Source organism: Rhodococcus chondri (assembly GCF_036327435.1).
GTDB lineage: Bacteria > Actinomycetota > Actinomycetes > Mycobacteriales > Mycobacteriaceae > Rhodococcus > Rhodococcus chondri.
Genome location: NZ_JAUZMZ010000015.1, coordinates 15420 through 33547 on the forward strand (window position 1 = coordinate 15420; position 18128 = coordinate 33547).

The 18128-nt window shown below is 67.6% G+C and carries 19 protein-coding genes; 11 read left to right on the forward strand and 8 right to left on the reverse strand.

Going from position 1 to position 18128, the window contains the following annotated elements; translation table 11 throughout:
- The first annotated feature begins 50 nt into the window (after positions 1 to 50).
- Together Q8814_RS04580 and Q8814_RS04585 are read left to right on the forward strand one after the other, a co-directional pair.
- Positions 51 to 1478: a phospholipase D-like domain-containing protein gene (locus tag Q8814_RS04580; protein ID WP_330150833.1), complete on the forward strand. Its 1428-nt coding sequence runs from the start codon at positions 51 to 53 to the stop codon at positions 1476 to 1478.
- A 260-nt stretch (positions 1479 to 1738) separates the two neighbouring features.
- Positions 1739 to 4282, forward strand: coding sequence for an ATP-dependent Clp protease ATP-binding subunit (locus tag Q8814_RS04585; protein ID WP_330150834.1), 2544 nt, complete (start codon positions 1739 to 1741; stop codon positions 4280 to 4282).
- 86 nt (positions 4283 to 4368) lie between these two features.
- On the opposite strand, the gene Q8814_RS04590 is transcribed toward Q8814_RS04585, so the two are convergent.
- Positions 4369 to 4980, reverse strand: a complete 612-nt coding sequence (locus Q8814_RS04590; RefSeq protein ID WP_330150835.1) for a TIGR03086 family metal-binding protein — start codon at positions 4978 to 4980, stop codon at positions 4369 to 4371.
- 45 nt (positions 4981 to 5025) lie between these two features.
- Here Q8814_RS04590 and Q8814_RS04595 point away from each other — a divergent pair, with 45 nt between their 5' ends.
- The 3 genes from Q8814_RS04595 to Q8814_RS04605 all read left to right on the forward strand — a co-directional run bounded on the left by Q8814_RS04595 (position 5026) and on the right by Q8814_RS04605 (position 7277).
- Positions 5026 to 6051 carry a helix-turn-helix transcriptional regulator gene (locus Q8814_RS04595; RefSeq protein ID WP_408015832.1) on the forward strand — a complete coding sequence of 342 codons (1026 nt, stop codon included), beginning with the start codon at positions 5026 to 5028 and terminating at the stop codon, positions 6049 to 6051.
- 67 nt (positions 6052 to 6118) lie between these two features.
- Positions 6119 to 6559: an OsmC family peroxiredoxin gene (locus Q8814_RS04600; protein ID WP_330150836.1), complete on the forward strand. Its 441-nt coding sequence runs from the start codon at positions 6119 to 6121 to the stop codon at positions 6557 to 6559.
- 37 nt (positions 6560 to 6596) lie between these two features.
- Complete coding sequence (locus Q8814_RS04605; RefSeq protein WP_408015833.1) at positions 6597 to 7277, forward strand: DsbA family oxidoreductase; 681 nt, start codon at positions 6597 to 6599, stop codon at positions 7275 to 7277.
- A gap of 13 nt (positions 7278 to 7290) precedes the next feature.
- Here Q8814_RS04605 and Q8814_RS04610 read toward each other — a convergent pair whose 3' ends face one another.
- Both Q8814_RS04610 and Q8814_RS04615 read right to left on the reverse strand, forming a co-directional pair.
- Positions 7291 to 7800 carry a DUF1990 family protein gene (locus Q8814_RS04610; protein ID WP_330150837.1) on the reverse strand — a complete coding sequence of 170 codons (510 nt, stop codon included), beginning with the start codon at positions 7798 to 7800 and terminating at the stop codon, positions 7291 to 7293.
- 7 nt (positions 7801 to 7807) lie between these two features.
- Positions 7808 to 8113, reverse strand: a complete 306-nt coding sequence (locus Q8814_RS04615) for an antibiotic biosynthesis monooxygenase family protein (RefSeq protein ID WP_330150838.1) — start codon at positions 8111 to 8113, stop codon at positions 7808 to 7810.
- 33 nt (positions 8114 to 8146) lie between these two features.
- Between Q8814_RS04615 and Q8814_RS04620 the strand changes: the two genes are divergently transcribed.
- Positions 8147 to 8884, forward strand: a complete 738-nt coding sequence (locus Q8814_RS04620) for an alpha/beta fold hydrolase (protein ID WP_330150839.1) — start codon at positions 8147 to 8149, stop codon at positions 8882 to 8884.
- A 13-nt stretch (positions 8885 to 8897) separates the two neighbouring features.
- Here the strand turns inward: Q8814_RS04620 and Q8814_RS04625 are convergent, their stop codons facing one another.
- A complete protein-coding gene (locus tag Q8814_RS04625; protein ID WP_330150840.1) occupies positions 8898 to 9779 on the reverse strand; it encodes an A/G-specific adenine glycosylase in 882 nt (293 codons plus the stop codon).
- A gap of 95 nt (positions 9780 to 9874) precedes the next feature.
- Here Q8814_RS04625 and Q8814_RS04630 point away from each other — a divergent pair, with 95 nt between their 5' ends.
- Entirely contained in the window at positions 9875 to 10516 is a 642-nt protein-coding gene (locus tag Q8814_RS04630) for a carbonic anhydrase (protein ID WP_330150841.1), read from the forward strand.
- Positions 10517 to 10573: 57 nt separating this feature from the next.
- Positions 10574 to 11341, forward strand: a complete 768-nt coding sequence (locus Q8814_RS04635) for a hypothetical protein (protein WP_330150842.1) — start codon at positions 10574 to 10576, stop codon at positions 11339 to 11341.
- On the opposite strand, the gene disA is transcribed toward Q8814_RS04635, so the two are convergent.
- Positions 11342 to 12424 carry a DNA integrity scanning diadenylate cyclase DisA gene (gene disA / locus Q8814_RS04640; protein ID WP_330150843.1) on the reverse strand — a complete coding sequence of 361 codons (1083 nt, stop codon included), beginning with the start codon at positions 12422 to 12424 and terminating at the stop codon, positions 11342 to 11344.
- A gap of 124 nt (positions 12425 to 12548) precedes the next feature.
- On the opposite strand from disA, the gene Q8814_RS04645 reads away from it, so the two are divergent.
- The gene (locus Q8814_RS04645; RefSeq protein WP_330150844.1) at positions 12549 to 13112 is read left to right on the forward strand and encodes a PaaI family thioesterase; all 564 of its coding nucleotides are present in this window, start codon (positions 12549 to 12551) and stop codon (positions 13110 to 13112) included.
- An 11-nt stretch (positions 13113 to 13123) separates the two neighbouring features.
- On the opposite strand, the gene dinB is transcribed toward Q8814_RS04645, so the two are convergent.
- From dinB to Q8814_RS04660, 3 genes are all read right to left on the reverse strand, one after another.
- On the reverse strand, positions 13124 to 14365 hold the full coding sequence (dinB, locus tag Q8814_RS04650; RefSeq protein ID WP_330150845.1) for a DNA polymerase IV: 1242 nt from the start codon (positions 14363 to 14365) through the stop codon (positions 13124 to 13126).
- 25 nt (positions 14366 to 14390) lie between these two features.
- Positions 14391 to 15782, reverse strand: coding sequence for a DNA repair protein RadA (gene radA, locus Q8814_RS04655; RefSeq protein WP_330150846.1), 1392 nt, complete (start codon positions 15780 to 15782; stop codon positions 14391 to 14393).
- A gap of 125 nt (positions 15783 to 15907) precedes the next feature.
- Complete coding sequence (locus Q8814_RS04660) at positions 15908 to 16543, reverse strand: copper chaperone PCu(A)C (RefSeq protein ID WP_330150847.1); 636 nt, start codon at positions 16541 to 16543, stop codon at positions 15908 to 15910.
- A gap of 277 nt (positions 16544 to 16820) precedes the next feature.
- Here Q8814_RS04660 and carD point away from each other — a divergent pair, with 277 nt between their 5' ends.
- Together carD and ispD are read left to right on the forward strand one after the other, a co-directional pair.
- Positions 16821 to 17309 carry an RNA polymerase-binding transcription factor CarD gene (gene carD / locus Q8814_RS04665; RefSeq protein ID WP_330150848.1) on the forward strand — a complete coding sequence of 163 codons (489 nt, stop codon included), beginning with the start codon at positions 16821 to 16823 and terminating at the stop codon, positions 17307 to 17309.
- Positions 17310 to 17407: 98 nt separating this feature from the next.
- On the forward strand, positions 17408 to 18124 hold the full coding sequence (ispD, locus tag Q8814_RS04670; RefSeq protein ID WP_408015834.1) for a 2-C-methyl-D-erythritol 4-phosphate cytidylyltransferase: 717 nt from the start codon (positions 17408 to 17410) through the stop codon (positions 18122 to 18124).
- The last annotated feature ends 4 nt before the right edge of the window (positions 18125 to 18128 follow it).

Sequence of the window (18128 nt, forward strand, 5' to 3'; positions counted from 1 at the left end):
GCCGATGTTTTCCGTGAATGCCCCGAGATATCGGTAGTAACATCCGCGGCATGGCCCAACGAGTGCTCGAGCCGGGCACAACCTGCTGGCGCACCGAGCGCGCCGATCATCTGACGTCGATCGTCGACGCCGCCGACTATTTTCGGCATGCCAAGTCCGCGATGTTGCAGGCGCGCAAGCGCATCATCCTGATCGGCTGGGACTTCGACACCCGTATCGCCTTCGAACCCGATCGCCGCACCCTCGAAGGTCCCAATCGGCTCGGTGCCTTCCTGAAGTGGCTGCCGAAACATCGGCCGGATCTCGACATCTACCTGCTCAAGTGGAACATCGGCGCGATCAGCGCGCTCGGCCGCGGCATGACCCCGGTGTTCGTACACAACTGGTTCAGCAATCCGCGGCTGCATTTCGAGATCGACGGAGCGCACCCCGTCAGTGCCGCGCACCACCAGAAGATCATCGTCGTCGACGACGCCCTGGCGTTCTGTGGTGGCATCGACATGACCGTGGACCGGTGGGACACCTCCGAGCACGCCGACCGCAGCCGCTATCGGCGCGAGCCCACCGGCCGGCGCTACGGACCGTGGCACGACGTGACCACCGCAGTCGACGGGCAGGCTGCTCGCGCCCTGGGCGACCAGGCCCGGGCACGCTGGCTCGCGGCAACGGGCGAAGAGCTCGAACCGGTGGAGCCGGCACACACGATCTGGCCCGACGGGCTGGAACCCACGTTGCATGACGTGGACGTGTCGATCGCCCGCACCCTGCCGGAATACGGGGACCAGAAAGGCGTCCACGAAATCGAGGCGCTCTATCACGCGGTGATCGCCGGTGCCCGTCACAGCCTCTACCTCGAGAGTCAGTATCTCGCGTCGCGCAGCATCGCCGAGGCGCTCGCCGAGCGCCTGCGCGAGCCGGACGGCCCCGAGATCGTGCTGGTCCTTCCGCGTAACGCCGAAGGGTGGCTCGAACAGAAGGCAATGGACGGAGCCCGCCGGACCCTGCTGCACACGTTGTGGGAGGCCGACATCCACGGTCGGTTCGGGGCGTACTATCCGGTCACCGCGGGGGAGCGGCCCATCTACGTCCACGCCAAGGTCGTGGTCATGGACGACACGCTGCTGCGCATCGGATCGTCGAATCTCAACAACCGCTCCATGGGTTTCGACAGCGAATGCGATCTCGCGATCGAGGCGGTCGAGCCGGGTGACGACATCGGACGTGCCGCCGTGGATCTGCGCAACAAGCTGATCGCCGAGCACCTGGATGTGCCCTTCGACAAGGTGGCCCAGGAGATCACGAACACCTCGCTGATCTCCACGATCGAACGCCTGCGGGGACCCGGCCGTTCGTTGCAGCCGTTCCGGCGCGATACCGTTGCCGACGAGGACAGTGTCCTCGCGGAGAATGCCCTGATGGACCCGGAGCGGGCCCCCGACACCTTCGGTCGTCGGCTCGGTCAGCTACTGAGCCGCTGATCTGCTTGTTCGCTGTTGGCGTACAGCTTGCGGAAACGTACCGACCACGTGCAGCGTTAGCACTCGTAGCGGGGTTTGCGACCTCCGCCTTTCGAGGTGGAGGGGAAGCGCGTGGATACCACGCCAACTAGAGTGTCGAGTGGGATCGTGGAATCGATATCGGTTCTGTTGAACGACTCGAGTGCCGGAGCGAAAAGCGGCTACCGGATCCGGGACAATCCGCGTACCGGGACCGAAGGTCGAGAGTGTGAGGGAGTGCGATGTTCGAAAGGTTCACCGATCGCGCGCGGCGCGTCGTTGTCCTGGCTCAAGAAGAGGCCAGGATGCTCAACCACAACTACATCGGCACGGAGCACATCCTCCTCGGCCTCATCCACGAGGGTGAGGGTGTGGCGGCGAAGTCGCTCGAGTCGTTGGGGATCTCCCTCGAGGGTGTCCGCAGCCAGGTCGAAGAGATCATCGGCCAGGGTCAGCAGGCGCCGTCAGGGCATATCCCGTTCACTCCTCGTGCCAAGAAGGTCCTCGAGCTGAGTCTGCGTGAGGCGCTGCAGCTCGGACACAACTACATCGGTACGGAGCACATCCTCCTCGGTCTCATCCGCGAAGGCGAGGGCGTCGCAGCCCAGGTGCTCGTCAAGCTCGGTGCCGACCTCAACCGGGTGCGTCAGCAGGTCATCCAGCTGCTCTCCGGTTACCAGGGGAAGGAACCGACGGAATCCGGCACGAGCCGCGGCGAGGCCGGCACCCCGTCGACGTCACTCGTTCTCGATCAGTTCGGCCGTAACCTCACGCAGGCCGCACTCGAAGGCAAGCTCGATCCGGTCATCGGTCGTGCGAAAGAGATCGAGCGGGTCATGCAGGTGCTCAGCCGCCGCACCAAGAACAACCCGGTGCTGATCGGTGAGCCCGGTGTCGGTAAGACCGCCGTCGTCGAGGGCCTGGCGCAGGCGATCGTCAACGGTGAGGTTCCCGAGACCCTCAAGGACAAGCAGCTCTACACGCTGGACCTGGGGTCGCTGGTCGCGGGCAGCCGTTACCGCGGTGACTTCGAAGAGCGGCTGAAGAAGGTGCTCAAGGAGATCAACAGCCGGGGCGACATCATTCTGTTCATCGACGAGCTGCACACGCTCGTCGGTGCCGGTGCCGCCGAGGGCGCGATCGATGCCGCGTCGATCCTGAAGCCGAAGCTCGCCCGCGGTGAGCTGCAGACCATCGGCGCGACCACTCTCGACGAGTACCGCAAGTACATCGAGAAGGACGCCGCGCTCGAGCGCCGCTTCCAGCCGGTGCAGGTCGGAGAGCCGACGGTCGAGCACACCATCGAGATCCTCAAGGGTCTGCGCGACCGGTACGAGGCGCATCACCGCGTCTCGATCACCGACAAGTCGCTGGTGGCTGCCGCGACGCTGGCGGACCGCTACATCAACGACCGGTTCCTGCCGGACAAGGCGATCGACCTCATCGACGAGGCCGGTGCGCGAATGCGCATCCGCCGGATGACCGCGCCGCCGGATCTGCGCGAGTTCGACGACAAGATCGCCGACGCGCGCCGTGAGAAGGAGTCTGCGATCGACGCGCAGGACTTCGAGAAGGCGGCAAGCCTGCGCGACAAGGAGAAGCAGCTCGTCGCGCAGCGCGCCGAACGCGAAAAGCAGTGGCGTGCAGGCGATCTCGACGTCATCGCCGAGGTCGACGAAGAGCAGATCGCCGAGGTCCTCGCGAACTGGACCGGTATCCCGGTGTTCAAGCTCACCGAGGAGGAGACCACGCGTCTGCTCCGTATGGAAGATGAGCTGCACAAGCGGATCATCGGCCAGGAGGATGCCGTCAAGGCGGTTTCCAAGGCGATCCGTCGTACCCGCGCCGGCCTGAAGGATCCGAAGCGCCCGTCCGGCTCGTTCATCTTCGCCGGGCCTTCCGGTGTCGGTAAGACGGAGCTGTCCAAGGCGCTCGCGAACTTCTTGTTCGGCGAGGACGACGCACTCATCCAGATCGACATGGGCGAGTTCCACGACCGGTTCACCGCATCGCGTCTGTTCGGTGCCCCTCCCGGCTACGTCGGCTACGAAGAAGGCGGCCAGCTCACCGAGAAGGTGCGCCGCAAGCCGTTCTCCGTCGTCCTGTTCGACGAGATCGAGAAGGCCCACCAGGAGATCTACAACACTCTCCTGCAGGTTCTCGAGGACGGCCGTCTCACCGACGGCCAGGGTCGCACCGTCGACTTCAAGAACACGGTGCTGATCTTCACGTCGAACCTCGGTACCGCCGACATCTCCAAGGCGGTCGGGTTGGGCTTCACGTCCGGTAAGGGCGACGAGTCGAACTACGAGCGCATGAAGAACAAGGTCAACGACGAGCTGAAGAAGCACTTCCGGCCCGAGTTCCTCAACCGCATCGACGACATCATCGTCTTCCACCAGCTGACGAAGGATCAGATCATTCAGATGGTCGATCTGATGATCGGGCGTGTCGAGGTGCAGTTGAAGAACAAGGACATGGGTATCGAGCTCACCGACAAGGCGAAGGCGTTGCTCGCCAAGCGCGGCTTCGACCCGGTGCTCGGGGCTCGTCCGCTGCGTCGGACGATTCAGCGTGAGATCGAGGATCAGCTCTCCGAGAAGATCCTGTTCGGCGAGATCGGCGCCGGCCAGATCGTTCTGGTCGATGTCGAGAACTGGGACGGTGAAGGCGCCGGCGAGGACGCGAAGTTCACGTTCACGCCGAGCGAAAAGCCGGCCGAGGTGCCGGATTCACCGGCGGTGGTTCTGGCCAAGACCGGTGAGGGCGAGGCAGAAGCCCAGTAGCTTCGAAACTCGTCGAGTACGAGCAATACGCCCAGGGGCGGCACTCCTTCCGGAGTGCCGCCCCTGGGCTTTCTCGTCCCGTCCGGTCAGCGGCTGCTGCCCGCCCGGTCGCGCCACGGTGCGCTCACTCGTCCGGCCCAGTTGGCGAGCCGCTCGGTGGGGCCCGCGTCGGCCGCGGGCCGGACGACGTCACCGAAAGGCACCCGTCCGCCACGGGGAGTTTCGGGTAGGGCCTGCTGCATGATGGTCAGTGCCGCCTGGGCGGAGGTGGGGTCGGCCTCCGGGTTCTGTCCCGTAGCGACTGCAAGATCCCATCCGTGGACGAGCGCCTCGTTCAGTGCGATGAGTACTGCCGCTCGCCCCGGGAAGGTGCCCCACGGCGCGGTGACGGTGCTGTCGAGCAGCGCATCGTCGTCCCACACGGTCCAGTAGCGGTCGGCGGCGGAGCGCAGGACGGTGGTCCAGGCATCGTCGGGCGCGGTCGCGCTCTCGGGGACCGCGAGGGGATCGCCGCCCGCGCCGATGATGCGGCCGCGGTCGACGGTGCCGACGATGTGCCCGATCAGCGAGCGGACATCGAACTCGGGGCAGGGGGTGGGGTCGGTGAACTGCTCGGGCCGAACACCGTCGATGAGGGTGGCGACCCAGTCGAGTGCGTTGCGGAACAGAGGGCGGGGATCGGTCTGTGTTGAGGTCATGAACCAATGGTCGTCCCGATACACGACATCTTCTGTCATGTATTCGTGGAAAGATTTCCGGTCGTGCGAGCCGAACGATTGCTGTCGCTGACGTTGATGCTGCGGTACCGGGGCAGGATGACGGCCCCGGAGATCGCACGCGAACTCGAGGTGTCGGTGCGCACCGTGCTGCGCGATATCGAGGCGTTGTCGTCGGCGGGGATCCCGGTGTACGCCGAACGTGGCCGTGACGGAGGATTCGCTCTGCTCCCCGGCTTCACCACCGATCTCACCGGACTGACCGTCGACGAAGCTACAGCTCTCCTGGCCGCGAGCACGTCCGCAGCTCCCGCGACATTGGGCATGGCCCCGGCGTTCGCCGCGGCGATGCGGAAGGTGACGGTTTCACTGCCCGAGGTCCAGAGGGCAGCAGCAACGCGGGCGTCGGAACGGATTCTCGTCACCGGATCGGGCTGGCTGGCAGAGCCCCCATACGACCCGCACCTCGGACTCGTGCAACAGGCGGTGTTCGACGACCGGCGGGTGCGTATCTTGTACCGGCCTCGCGACCGCGAGCCGGGCTGGCGCACCGTCGATCCGCTCGGACTGATCAGTGCTGCCGGACGCTGGTATCTGGTGGCGTTGCACCGCGGCGCCCAACGCACCTACCGGTTGTCGCGCATCGTCGATGTACGGAAGCTCGACACTCCGGTGCGCCGCCCGGAGGGGTTCGACCTCGCGCAGGTCTGGCAGCGCCGCCGCGCCGATTTCCGCGCGGAATTGACCACCGTGACCGCGACGGTGCGGGTGCGGTGCCACCGCTCGGCGGAATTGGCCGCGGGTGGAATCTCGGTGGGCCGGATACGCGACGACGGCGACGGGTGGCAGCGAGTCGACATCGAATTCGGCGGCGCCGCGCACGCCGGGGCCCTGATGTGGCAGCTCGGCGACGACGCCGAGTTGCTGAGCCCGTCTGCCCTACGCGACGAGATCCGGGCACGGGCGGAACAGCTGGCCGTGCGGCACGGATCGTCCGCACCGGACCGGACGATTGTCGGCGAACCGGCCCGGAGGCCGCCGGACGGGCGGTAGGTTCGGCCGTGAGTGATTCGTCTTCACAGATCTTGTGGATCCTACGTAGCGACGAGAGGGAACGAGCATGCCCACACGCACTTCGCGCACTGCCTGGAACGGCGGACTGCAGGACGGTTCCGGCCAGGTCGAACTCACCAGCTCCGGACGCGGCACGTTCGACGTGTCCTTCCCCAAGAGGGCTGCCGACGATGCCCAGGGCGCCACGAGCCCCGAAGAACTGATCGCCGCCGCGCACTCGTCCTGCTTCGCGATGCAGCTGTCGGCGCTGATCGCCGAGGCCGGGGGAACACCGCAGAGCCTCGACGTGAAAGCAGATGTCTCGCTCGGCCCGGACCCGGCCGGAGGCTTCCGCCTCACGGGCATCAAGTTGACGGTGCGCGGTGAGGTCGAGGGCCTCGACGCCGACGGATTCGCGAAAGCCACGCAGGCCGCGAAGACCGACTGCCCGGTGAGCAAGGCCTTGACCGGCGTGGAGATCACTCTCGACGCCGCACTCGAGTCCTGAGGGAACATCGCCCGGCCGGGCGGGGTTGAATCGGCTCGTGACCCTGCCTACCGAAACCGCCGTTCCCACCGCCCACATCGAAGTGTGGTCCGACATCGCGTGCCCGTGGTGCTACATCGGCAAGCGGCGGTTCGCCGAAGCTCTGGACAGCTTCGAAGATCGCGACCGCATCGCAGTGACCTGGCGTTCGTACCAGTTGTCTCCCGACACTCAGGTGGGCCTGCGTAAACCGGAGGTCGAGGCACTCGTCGAGATGAAGGGGATGCCGGCCGACCAGATACGGCAGATGTTCGCGCAGGTCGCGGCCACCGCGACGCAGGTCGGTCTCGACAGCGATTTCGACACGGACATCGCCGCGAACACCTTCGACGCGCACCGGCTCGTGCATCTGGCCGGCGACAAGCGCGACGATGTGCTCGAGGCGTTGTTCCGGGCGCATTTCCTCGAGGGCGAGGTCGTCGACGACCGGGATGCACTCGTGCGCATCGGCGCGTCCGCAGGACTGGACGCGGAGTCGGTCCGGGACGATCTCGCCGCCGGCGCGGGAGCCGACGCGGTCCGCGCGGATCTGGCCGCCGCACGCGAGCTGGGCGTGACCGGGGTGCCCTTCTTCGTCGCGAATCGCGCCGTCGCGGTGTCCGGTGCGCAACCGAAGGACGTTTTCGTGGCCTTGCTGGAGCGCGCGCTCGCCGACGTCGACGCCGAGACCGAAGCCTGACCCGGCGACGGCCTTACGTACCGGCCAGGGCGTCGAGGTAGCGCTGCGCGGTGCGCCGCTGCACGAGGTGGCCCACCGGCCCGGCGATTTTCGTATACCAGCGACCGTGACGTGAGAACGCGACAACCCGGCCCCTCACGACGCCGTCGGTGCCGCGCTCCACGAGGAAGGTTTCCTCGCCGATCTCGGGGTGCCCGGTCAGCGTGCCGTATGTGAAACCGCGGGTGTCCGGCTCGTCGAGGACATCGACGACGCGGCACCACGCCGGCAGCCGCAGCGGCCCGAAACCGAACTCCAGCCGCACCTCGAGCCCTACCGCCGCGGGCGGCGTTCCGGGGGCGATGCGCAGGCCGGCGGCGCGATGCATGTCCCAGCGCAGCAACCGGTCGGCGGCTGCCCGGAATGTGGCGTCGCCACTGCCCAGCACTCGCTCGACCTTCAGATGCCGGTAGCCGGCCGGGAGCGTCCCCCGGCTGGCACCGACCTCCGGATAGGTAAGTGCGCGCCCTGCGTCGTCGGACACGGTGCTGTCAGGACTTCTTGACGTCGAGGACGACCTCGAATTCGAGCAGCGACGCGCCGCTGGCAACCGGCTTCTCGGCCTCTCCGGCATGCGCGGCCTTCGCGCCGCCGTCGCGCCAGGCAGCGAAGTCCTCCTCGGACTCCCACTGCGTCACCACGAAGTAGCGATTCTCGCCCGCGGTGGGGCGCAGAAGCTGGAAGCCCAGAAAACCGGGAGAACTGTCGACGGTGTGGGCGCGGTTCGCGAACCGCTTCTCCAGTTCGGGGCCGGCGCCCTCGGGAATCTCGATTGCGTTGATCTTCACGACTGCCATGCGCGAGAGCCTACTCCGCTACCTTGGGCGTTTGTGTTGCACGACGAAGGCGGTACCGGGCGTCCGATCCTGCTGCTCCACGGCCTGATGGGCAGTGCTCGCACGTGGCATCGGCACGTGCCCTGGCTGCGCACATTCGGGCACATCCACAGTTTCGACGCCGCCGGTCACGGTCGTCCGGCCCCGGCCGAACCCGGCACGGAAGCGTTCGTCGCCGACCTTGCGGCGCACCTCGACGGATTCGACGAACCGCTCGTGGTGATCGGGCATTCGATGGGCGGTCTGCACGCGTGGTGCCTGGCCGCGGCACATCCGGACAAAGTGGCGGCGCTCGTGATCGAGGACATGGCACCCGACTTCCGTGGCCGCACCGCCGCGGACTGGGCGGCGATGATCGAGCAGTGGCCGCAGCCGTTCCCCACCGACGACTCCGTCCTCGAATTCTTCGGACCGGTCGCGGGCCGGTACTTCCTCGCTTCCTTCGAGCGCCGCCACGACGGCTGGTACCTCCACGGTGACGTCGCCACCTTCCGGGACATCTCGGAGGAGTGGGGGAGCCGGCACTTCTGGGACGAGTGGCGTTCGCTGACGGTCCCCGCCCTCCTCGTCGAGGGTGAGCACACCATCACCCCGCACGGTCAGATGCGCGAGATGGCCACTCGCCCCGGCACGGAGTACGTGCGGATCGAGGGCGCAGGGCACCTCGTGCACGACGACCGGCCCGACCGGTACCGCGAGGTCGTCGAGCGCTTCCTCGGGGGACTGGGATAGCCGCCGACCCGTCTCAGCCGTTGCCCTCCCCGGCGAGCGCGAACCGACCGTCGTCGGTCTGTTCCACGAGCCCGTCGACGAGCAGCGAATGCAACGCCCTGTCGCGCTGGCCGGGATCGCTGAGCCACACGAGGTCGAGGGCCTGCCGTTCGACCGGTGTGTCGCTCTCACGCAGCACCGCCATCAACTTGCCGCGCACCTGCCGGTCCGTTCCGGCGAACTTCTGTACGCGCTTCGCCGGCCCGTCGTGCGCAGGCCGGCCCGCATCCACCCACGCGCAGTTCGAGAGCGGGCAGCGTCCGCAGTCGGGGGTGCGGGCGGTGCACACGGTGGCGCCGAGTTCCATCAGCGCGGCGGAAAAGGTCGCGGCACGGGCGCGGGTGCGCGGTAACAGCGCCTCTACGTCGGCGAGGTCTCTTGTGGTGGAAGGGTTTCCGGGTTCAGCGCGACCGTGGACAGCCCGTGCGACGACACGGCGCACGTTGGTGTCGACGACGGGAACACGTTGTCCGTATGCGAAGCACGCGACCGCTCGCGCCGTGTACGCGCCCACGCCGGGCAGCGACAGCAGCACGGCGACATCTTCCGGTACGCGGTCGCCGTGGTCGGCGGCGAGCACACCGGCGCACTCGTGCAATCGAAGTGCGCGACGCGGATAGCCGAGCTTGCCCCACGCGCGCAGGATGTCGGCCCGGCCGGCGGCCGCCATCGCGGAGGGCACCGGCCAGCGGCGTACCCACTCCTCCCAGATCGGCGCGACCCGCGCGACCGGGGTCTGCTGCAACATCACCTCCGACATCAGGATCTGCCAGCCGGTGACCCCGTCACGTCGCCACGGCAGATCCCGTGCCTCGGCGGCGTACCACCGTTGCAGTACGGTCGTGTCGACCGGCACTTCACGTCTCCCTCCAGGACACCCTGAGGTGTTGCTTACTTTCCGGTAACCCCTCCGCGCGAAACCGGTCACCCGTACGGGTGAATAATGTGCGCATGCCGAACTCCAACCCGATTTCAGCGTGGAAGGCCCTTACCGAGGGTAACCAGCGCTTCGTCAGCGGCGCCTCGCTGCATCCCAGCCAGGGCATCGCCCGCCGTGCCGAACTGGTCAACGGACAGCATCCCACCGCGGTGCTGTTCGGTTGCGGTGACTCGCGCGTTGCCGCAGAGATCATCTTCGACCAGGGCCTGGGCGACATGTTCGTCGTCCGTACCGCAGGCCATGTCATCGACAGCTCCGTGCTCGGATCGATCGAGTACGCGGTGGAAATCCTCGACGTGCCGCTCGTCGTCGTCCTCGGCCACGACAGTTGTGGTGCGGTCGGTGCGACCCTCAAGGCGCTCGACGCCGGCGACGTGCCCTCCGGCTTCATTCGCAGCATCATCGAGAGGGTGGCCCCGTCGATCCTCATCGGTCGCAAGGAGGGCCTGACCACCGTCGACGAACTCGAGGGCCGCCACGTGGTGGAGACCGGCAAGCTGCTCGAGGAGCGTTCGCAGATCGTCGCCCGGCGGATCGCCGACGGCCGGTGCGCCATCGTGGGCGTGACCTACAAGCTCGAAGACGGCCGTGTGCGCCTGCAGGGCAACATCGGCGACATCGGGTTGACCCCCACCGGTGTGACCGCCGACTGAGCGACACGCCGACGCCGATGTGGCAAGCCGTCGCGGGCGGCACATACCGTATGAAGCGTGCTTGAACCCAACGGGCCGCTGCCCCCCGAGATCTACTGGCGACGCCGCCTTCTCGCCATCGCCGTGTCGGTGGTCGTGTTGGCGTTGGTCGTCTGGCTGGTCGTGGCGCTGACCGGCGGCGACGACCCCGAAACGGAACCGGTGGCCGCCGAGTCGCCGTCCACATCGCACACCACCACGAGTGCGCCGGACGGCTCCGCGGAGGCGGCGTCCGCGTCGGGGAGTTCCTCGGATGGCCGTTCGGATGGCGGGGACGACGAGGAGTCGTCCTCGCCGGCATCCGAATCCTCGGCGAACTCGGGTTCGACCACCAGTTCCGTCTCCACGTCGGGTGCTGCCACTTCGGGTGCCGCGACAGCGGCCGCGGCGGGTCAGTGCCCCGACCAGTCGCTGGCCGTGCGCGTCACCGCGGGCGAGGCCAATTACCGGGCCGGTGCGGAACCGGATTTCACGATCGTGATCACCAACATCGGCACCACTGCCTGCGAGCGCGACCTCGGAGCGGGATTGCAGCAGGTGCTGGTCTACACGCTCGACGGCAACCAGCGGCTGTGGGCGAACACCGATTGCTTCCCCGAAGCTACGGCCGACATACGTTCCCTCGAGCCCGGCGATCAGGCCGCGTTCTCGGTGAAGTGGTCCGGTACGACGTCGGAGCCCGGCTGCGAGGCTCCGCGCGAACCGGTCGGTCCGGGCGCCTACACGGTGGTCGGTCAGCTGGGGGGTCTGCGCAGCAGCCCCGAAGCCTTCAACATCACGCCGTGATCAGTCGTAATGATTGATCGAGGTCTCGGCGAGCCGTGACAGTCCTTCGCGGATGTACCGCGCCCACAGCGCGCCGATACCGTCGACCGCCTGCAGGTCCGCGGCAGTAGCGGCCAGCAGGCCTTGAAGCGTGCCGAAGGCCCCCACGAGGCGGTGGATCTGCCGTGTCTGCAGTCGTGGGACGCGGTGCAGAACGCGATAGCCGCGCGGACTCATCGGCGTATCGAGCGCCTCGATCGTGCCCGGAAATCCGAAGGCCCGCGCGAGCGTCGTCAGATCCAGCAGGTCCACGTCGGTCAGGTGGGCGAGCTTCTCGAGGGCATGGTCGACGTCGAAGGTCGACGGCGCTTCGTCACCCGACAGGTAATCGCGGACGATGAGCTGCCGCGCCAGTTGGTTGTCGCCGACGAGTTCCTCGAGCTGCAGGGCGAGCTGTCGGCCGTCCGTGCCGAGCTCGAGGACGTCCTGCTCGATCTCCATCGCCAGGCGGTGCATCATCTCCAGTCTCTGCGCAACGGTCAGGGTGTCGCGCAGCGTCACGATGTCCTCGATCTCGACCACCGACAGCTGGCGCGTGACATCGTCGAGCCGGGCCTTGTACCGCTCGAGAGTCGCGACGGCCTGGTTGGCGCGCGAGAGAATCATCGCGGAGTCGTTGATGACGTGACGGTTGCCCTCGACGTAGACGCTGACGATGCTCATCGACTGACTCACCGAAACCACGGGATACCCGGTTTGGATGGCGGTCCGCTCCGCGGCGCGGTGCCGGGTGCCGGACTCGACGGTGGGGATCCGCGGGTCCGGAACCAGTTGCACGTTGGCACGCACGATCCGGGAGCCGTCGGTGGAGACCACGACGGCGCCGTCCATCTTCGACAGCTCGCGCAGACGGGTCGGAGCGAATTCGACGTCGAGCTCGAAGCCGCCGTCGCACAGCGTCGCGACCTGCTCGTCGAACCCGAGGACGATCAGGCCTCCCGTGCGTCCCCGGAGAATGCGCTCGAGTCCGTCCCGCAGCGCCGTGCCGGGGGCCAGACGGGCGATCGTCTCGTTGAGGGTCGCGGAGACCGCCCGTTCGCTCATGTGCGGTCGTCCTCCCCGTTCGATCGTGCGGTGTTCATCGTGCGGTAATCATCGTGCGGTAATCATCACAGTTGCGCGCACTGCCCATCGGAGGCAGCCGAACGCGGAACTACATTACTTGCTTATGAGCAGCACCTGGATCTTGCCCGACGACCTCGTCGTTCCCGAACTTCCCGCCGGCCATCCGGGCGTCGGCGCTCCGATGCCCGAACACTGGTCCAAGTGCTTCGGATGCGGCGACGATCAGCCGACAGGTCTGGCGATGCAGTTCACCGTGGGCGAGGGCCTTGCGGTGCACGGGCGTTTCGAGGTCGCCAAGCGCTACCAGGGCGGACCGGGCTTCATCCACGGCGGCATCCTGATGACAGCGTTCGACGAGGCCCAGGGCATGGCCTGCAATGCGGCGCTGCGCACGGCGGTGGTCACCGGGCATCTCGGCACCGACTTCAAGCGGCCCATTCCGCTCGGCGCGGTCCTCGAGTTCACCGCGCGTGTCGACGGTGTGGTGCGCCGCAAGGTGTACACGAGTTCGGAGGCACGCATCGTCGACGGCCCTCTCGCGGATCCCGACGTGGTGGTCGGCACGTCGCACGGGCTGTTCGTCGTCGTCGGACACGAGCACTTCGCGAAGGGCACGGCCTTTGCCGACGGACTCCCCGGGTCCGGCCGGGACATCTCGGCAGTCTGACCGCGGCGGCTTCAGTCGGGTAGCAGCGGGACGCCCGGCCGGTGGTCGCGGCCGAGCAACGTCGCCGACGTGAGCGCCCCGGACCCGAACCGGCCGTGCACGTCGTCGAGTACCGCGTCGAGCGCGTGGCGGTCGACCGGCCGATGCGTCGCGACGAGGTGCGATCCCGCCGACGGCGGCACAACTGCGTCGAACGGCAGCTCGAGCTGTTCGGTGCCTTCGCCATCCAGATTCGTCACCGCGATGCCTATCAGCGTCAGGCCACGGTCGGCGATCAGCGGCAGCGCCGACTCGAGCAGATCGCGTGCCGCGCGGTCGATGAGGTCGGTGCGTGCGGTGGCGCCGTCGAGGGTGTGCGACCGCGTCACCCTGGTGTAATCGGCGAACCTCAGCCGCAGCACCACGGTGCGACCGAGGCGGTGAGCGCGGCGCATCCGGCGGCATACCTTCTCGACGAGCAACTGCAGCGTCGCGTCCACCGCGTCGAAGCTGTGTGGTCCGCGGCCGAGTGCGTGCTGAGCGCCCATCGAGCGCCGGCGGCGTCCCTGTACGGGCCGTGGGTCGTGCCCGTTCGCCAGGGCGTGCAGGTGCCGCCCGGTTGCCCGTCCCAGCAGAGCGACGAGGTCGGATTCCGATTCGCGGGCCACGTCGGCAACCCGTCGCAGTCCGTGCGCATGAAGAGTCGCCGCGGTCACCTTGCCCACGCCCCACAGCCGCTCGACGGGCAGGGGATGCAGGAACGCGAGTTCGCCGTCGGGCGGGACGAGAAGCAACCCGTCGGGCTTGGCGACACCGCTCGCGACCTTCGCGAGGAACTTGGTGCGCGCCACCCCGACAGTGATGGGCAGGCCGACCTCGGCAGCGACCTCCCGGCGCAGCCGAGCGGCCACGTCGACCGGTTCTCCCGCGATCCGGCGCACACCGGCGACGTCGAGGAACGCTTCGTCGATGGAGATGCCCTCCACGAGTGGAGTTGTCCGGTCGAAGACCGCGAACACGTCCTTGCTCGCGCGTGCGTACGCCTCCATGCGCGGAGGCACGTCGATCACGCCGGGGCACAGCGCGCGGGCAGCGCGGCCGGACATCGCGGTCTTGATGCCGAAGGCCTTCGCCTCGTAGCTCGCCGCGAGGACGACGCCACCGCCGACCACCACGGGCCTACCGCGCAGCCACGGATGGTCGCGTTGTTCGACCGACGCGTAGAACGCGTCGAGGTCGGCGTGGAGGATGGTCGCTTCCCCGGACACGAACATATGTTCGCACGCGGGTGCGACACTGTCACCGGGTGAGGGTCATGAGTGCCTGCCCGACGCTCGACACCTCGTAGGTCTTCATCGACGGGGGGATGCCCTCCACGTCCCGGGGGATCACGCCGCGTGTGAAGCCCAGCCGGTTCGCCTCCGCGAGACGTCTGCCGGCCCCGGCCACCCGGCGCACCTCACCCGCGAGACCCACCTCGCCGAGCAGGACGGTGCCCGCGGCCACCGGCTGATCGCGTACCGCGGACGTGACGGCGAGTGCGAGTGCGAGGTCGGCGGACGGATCGGTGATGCGCATGCCGCCGACCGTCGATGCGTACACGTCGCACTTTCCGAGGCCCTTGACGTTGCATCGCCGTTCGAGCACGGCGAGGACCATCGCGACACGGGCGGAATCCAGCCCGCTCACCGCACGCCGGGGCGACGGGTTCTGGGTGGGCACCACGAGGGCCTGCACTTCGCCGAGCAGCGGCCTCTTGCCGTCCATCGTGACCGTCACCGCGGTGCCCGCAACCTCCTCGGTGCGGTGCTGCAGAAACAGGCCCGACGGGTCGCTGACGCCGACGATGCCACCCTCGGTGAGCTCGAAGCAGCCCACTTCGTCGGCGGCCCCGAAACGGTTCTTCACGCCACGCACCATGCGCAGCGTCGAATGCTTGTCGCCCTCGAAGTGCAGTACGACGTCGACGAGATGCTCGAGTGACCGCGGTCCCGCGACGGCGCCGTCCTTGGTGACATGCCCGATGAGCAGCACCGGCACGCCGCTGGACTTGGCGAGGGACGTCAACGCGCTCGTCACGGCGCGCACCTGCGTGACGCCGCCGGAGACACCGTCGACGTCGGCGGCGAGCATGGTCTGCACCGAGTCGACGACCAGCAGGGACGGTTTGACCTGCTCGACGTGACCGAAGATGGTGGCGAGATCGGATTCGGCGGCGAGGTACACCCGCTCGTGCACCGATCCGGTGCGCTCGGCGCGCAGCCGCACCTGACCCGCGGATTCCTCACCGGTGACATACAGCGACCGCTCGTCGTTGCCACGTTGCGCCCACCGGTGCACCACCTCGAGCAGCAGCGTCGATTTGCCCACACCGGGCTCACCGGCCAGCAGAACCACCGAGCCGGGCACGACTCCGCCGCCCAGAACACGGTCGAGTTCGGAGATCCCCGTGGGTTTCGCGTAGGTGGCCTTCCCGTCGATCCGGGTGAGCGGGGTGGCCGGCGTGGTCGGCAGTACCGCTGCGGCACCTGCCCTGGCAAGAGAGGTGCCGGTCCGTGCCGCGACGGCGGCGGGTTGCGCAGGGGCCTCGTCCATCGATCCCCAGGTGCCGCACTCGGGACACCGGCCGACCCACTTCGCCACGGTGTGCGAGCAGTCCGAACAGCGGTAGAGCGATTTCGTTTTGGCCACGGCCGCAGGATAGGCGCAGATGCCGACAGGGCCGGGGTGAGGAGAGCGAAAGGCCCGGGGGAGTCGATGACTCCCCCGGGCCTTTCGTAGGAATTATCCGGAAGCCGCGAGAACTCTCGGCTGCGTCAGTGGCTTTCGCCGACGATCGGCGACAGTTCCGACTCGTGGCGCGGAGTCTCCGGGCCGGCGTCGACGGGCACGGAGAGCGTCACGTCGCCGGCCTCGGCGAAGGAGAAGGTGACCGGAATGGTCAGGCCCGGGCGGACGCCTTCCTCGAGGCCGGTCAGTTCGACGGTCTCGACGGTCGGAACGATGCCGGGGGTTTCCTGGGTGTCGGCAGGCTGCGGCGACTCGTCGGTGCCGACGGACTCCACGAGCTGGGTGGCCGCCGGGGAGAGACCCGCCACAACCGATCCTTGCGGGGCGATCTCGATGTTGTCGCCGCCGGTCACCGATGCCGCGAACTCGGACTCGATGCCGGTCAGGGTGTCGGGGGTGTACTCGTCGAGGTTGATGATGGTGAACCCGAGCAAGGCCTTGCCGCCCGGTTCGAGGGAATACTCCTCGGTGTCCGGGTAGATCACATGCACGTTGCGCAGCGCGATATCGCCCGAGGTGGCGCTGTTGCCGTTGACGGCCGCGACCTGGGTGGCGGTCTGGCTGATCTGGCCGGCGCCGCACGCGGACAGCGTGAGCGTCGCTCCTGCAGCCAGGGCGAGAGCTGTCACGACTCGGCGAGTCGGCGCTTTGAGAGCAGTCACGGGGTTGTCCTCCACTCGAGTAAGGCTCGCTATCCACTAGGCAGAGTAGTAGTCGGTGGGCGTGGTGCGCGCGCCGGGGGACTCCATTGTGCCGCGCGATGCCTCCGAACAGGACGAAAGCCCCGACTCGCCCGATGTGTCGCAGCTCACTCGAAGCACGTAACCGGTTGCCTGTCAACCCCTACGCCCACTTGCCGACGCCCCTGACCTGCATCGTTGATGAGAGGGCGATGTGGTCACGTGTTAAACTCGAAGAATCGAAAGGGGCACGGGACACATGATTTTCAAGGTCGGAGACACCGTCGTATACCCCCATCACGGTGCGGCGCTGATCGAAGCAATCGAAACACGCACCATCAAGGGTGAGCAGAAGGAATATCTGGTTCTGAAAGTCGCGCAGGGCGATCTGACCGTACGGGTACCTGCTGATAACGCGGAATACGTCGGAGTTCGCGACGTCGTGGGGCAAGAAGGCCTCGACAAGGTTTTCCAGGTGCTGCGCGCACCGCACACAGAAGAGCCGACCAACTGGTCGCGGCGCTACAAGGCCAACCTCGAGAAGTTGGCCTCCGGCGATGTCAACAAAGTGGCCGAGGTCGTCCGCGACCTCTGGCGCCGGGAGCAGGACCGCGGTCTTTCCGCAGGTGAGAAGCGCATGCTCGCCAAGGCTCGTCAGATCCTCGTGGGCGAACTCGCGCTCGCCGAGGGCACAGACGATGTCCGGGCCGAAAGCATGCTCGACGAGGTACTCGCCGCAGCTTCCTGATGCGGCGGTTTCCTCGGCGAAATGAACCTGTACGGCATGAACGTCAGTGGCGTGACCGGTCGATGCAGCATGACCACCGAATGCAGCATGACCACTGAATGCAGCAAGTGAACGATCGCAGCGGGCCGGTCGTCGGAATTGTTCCGGCGGCCGGCCGCGGCGTTCGTCTGGGAGAACAGCGGCCCAAGGCGTTCGTCGAACTCGACGGCCGCACAATGCTCGATCGTGCGGTCGAGGCGATGCTCTCGTCCGGCGCGGTCGATCGCGTCGTCGTCGTGGTACCGCCCGAACTCGCCTCTCAGGGCGCGAACGATCTCGTTTCCAGCGGCTTTGCCGAGCGGGTGGCTGTGGTGCCGGGCGGTAGCGAGCGCGCCGATTCGGTGCGTGCCGGCCTCGTCGCAGCGGCGGGCGCACGCTTCGTGCTCGTCCACGACGCCGCACGGTCGTTGACGCCACCGGAACTGTTCGCCCGGGTCGTCGAGGCGCTACGTGCCGGTCGGCGGGCGGTGATCCCGGTTCTTCCGGTTGCCGACACCATCAAGGCGGTCGACGCCGCAGGCATCGTGACGGGCACACCGGACCGCGCGTCGCTGCGGGCCGTGCAGACACCGCAGGGCTTCGACGCGGAACTGCTGGCCCGTGCGAACCTCGATGCCGGTGACGCCACCGACGACGCCGGTTTGGTGGAGCGCCTCGGTGAGCACGTGTACACCGTCGCGGGCGATCCGCTGGCATTCAAGATCACTACACCGTTGGACCTGACACTGGCGCGGGCGCTGCTCGCGGTCGGCCGACCCCCGGAACAGGAGTGCTAGCGCA

What these genes read in the sequence shown, in the direction of transcription:
- ispD (WP_408015834.1), top strand. Translation starts at nt 17,408, where the DNA reads ATGCAGCAAGTGAACGATCGCAGCGGGCCGGTCGTCGGAATTGTTCCG.
- disA (WP_330150843.1), bottom strand. Translation starts at nt 12,424, where the DNA reads ATGAGCGAACGGGCGGTCTCCGCGACCCTCAACGAGACGATCGCCCGT.
- carD (WP_330150848.1), top strand. Translation starts at nt 16,821, where the DNA reads ATGATTTTCAAGGTCGGAGACACCGTCGTATACCCCCATCACGGTGCG.
- Q8814_RS04590 (WP_330150835.1), bottom strand. Translation starts at nt 4,980, where the DNA reads ATGACCTCAACACAGACCGATCCCCGCCCTCTGTTCCGCAACGCACTC.
- Q8814_RS04580 (WP_330150833.1), top strand. Translation starts at nt 51, where the DNA reads ATGGCCCAACGAGTGCTCGAGCCGGGCACAACCTGCTGGCGCACCGAG.
- Q8814_RS04615 (WP_330150838.1), bottom strand. Translation starts at nt 8,113, where the DNA reads ATGGCAGTCGTGAAGATCAACGCAATCGAGATTCCCGAGGGCGCCGGC.
- Q8814_RS04645 (WP_330150844.1), top strand. Translation starts at nt 12,549, where the DNA reads ATGAGCAGCACCTGGATCTTGCCCGACGACCTCGTCGTTCCCGAACTT.
- Q8814_RS04585 (WP_330150834.1), top strand. Translation starts at nt 1,739, where the DNA reads ATGTTCGAAAGGTTCACCGATCGCGCGCGGCGCGTCGTTGTCCTGGCT.
- Q8814_RS04630 (WP_330150841.1), top strand. Translation starts at nt 9,875, where the DNA reads ATGCCGAACTCCAACCCGATTTCAGCGTGGAAGGCCCTTACCGAGGGT.
- dinB (WP_330150845.1), bottom strand. Translation starts at nt 14,365, where the DNA reads ATGTTCGTGTCCGGGGAAGCGACCATCCTCCACGCCGACCTCGACGCG.
- Q8814_RS04600 (WP_330150836.1), top strand. Translation starts at nt 6,119, where the DNA reads ATGCCCACACGCACTTCGCGCACTGCCTGGAACGGCGGACTGCAGGAC.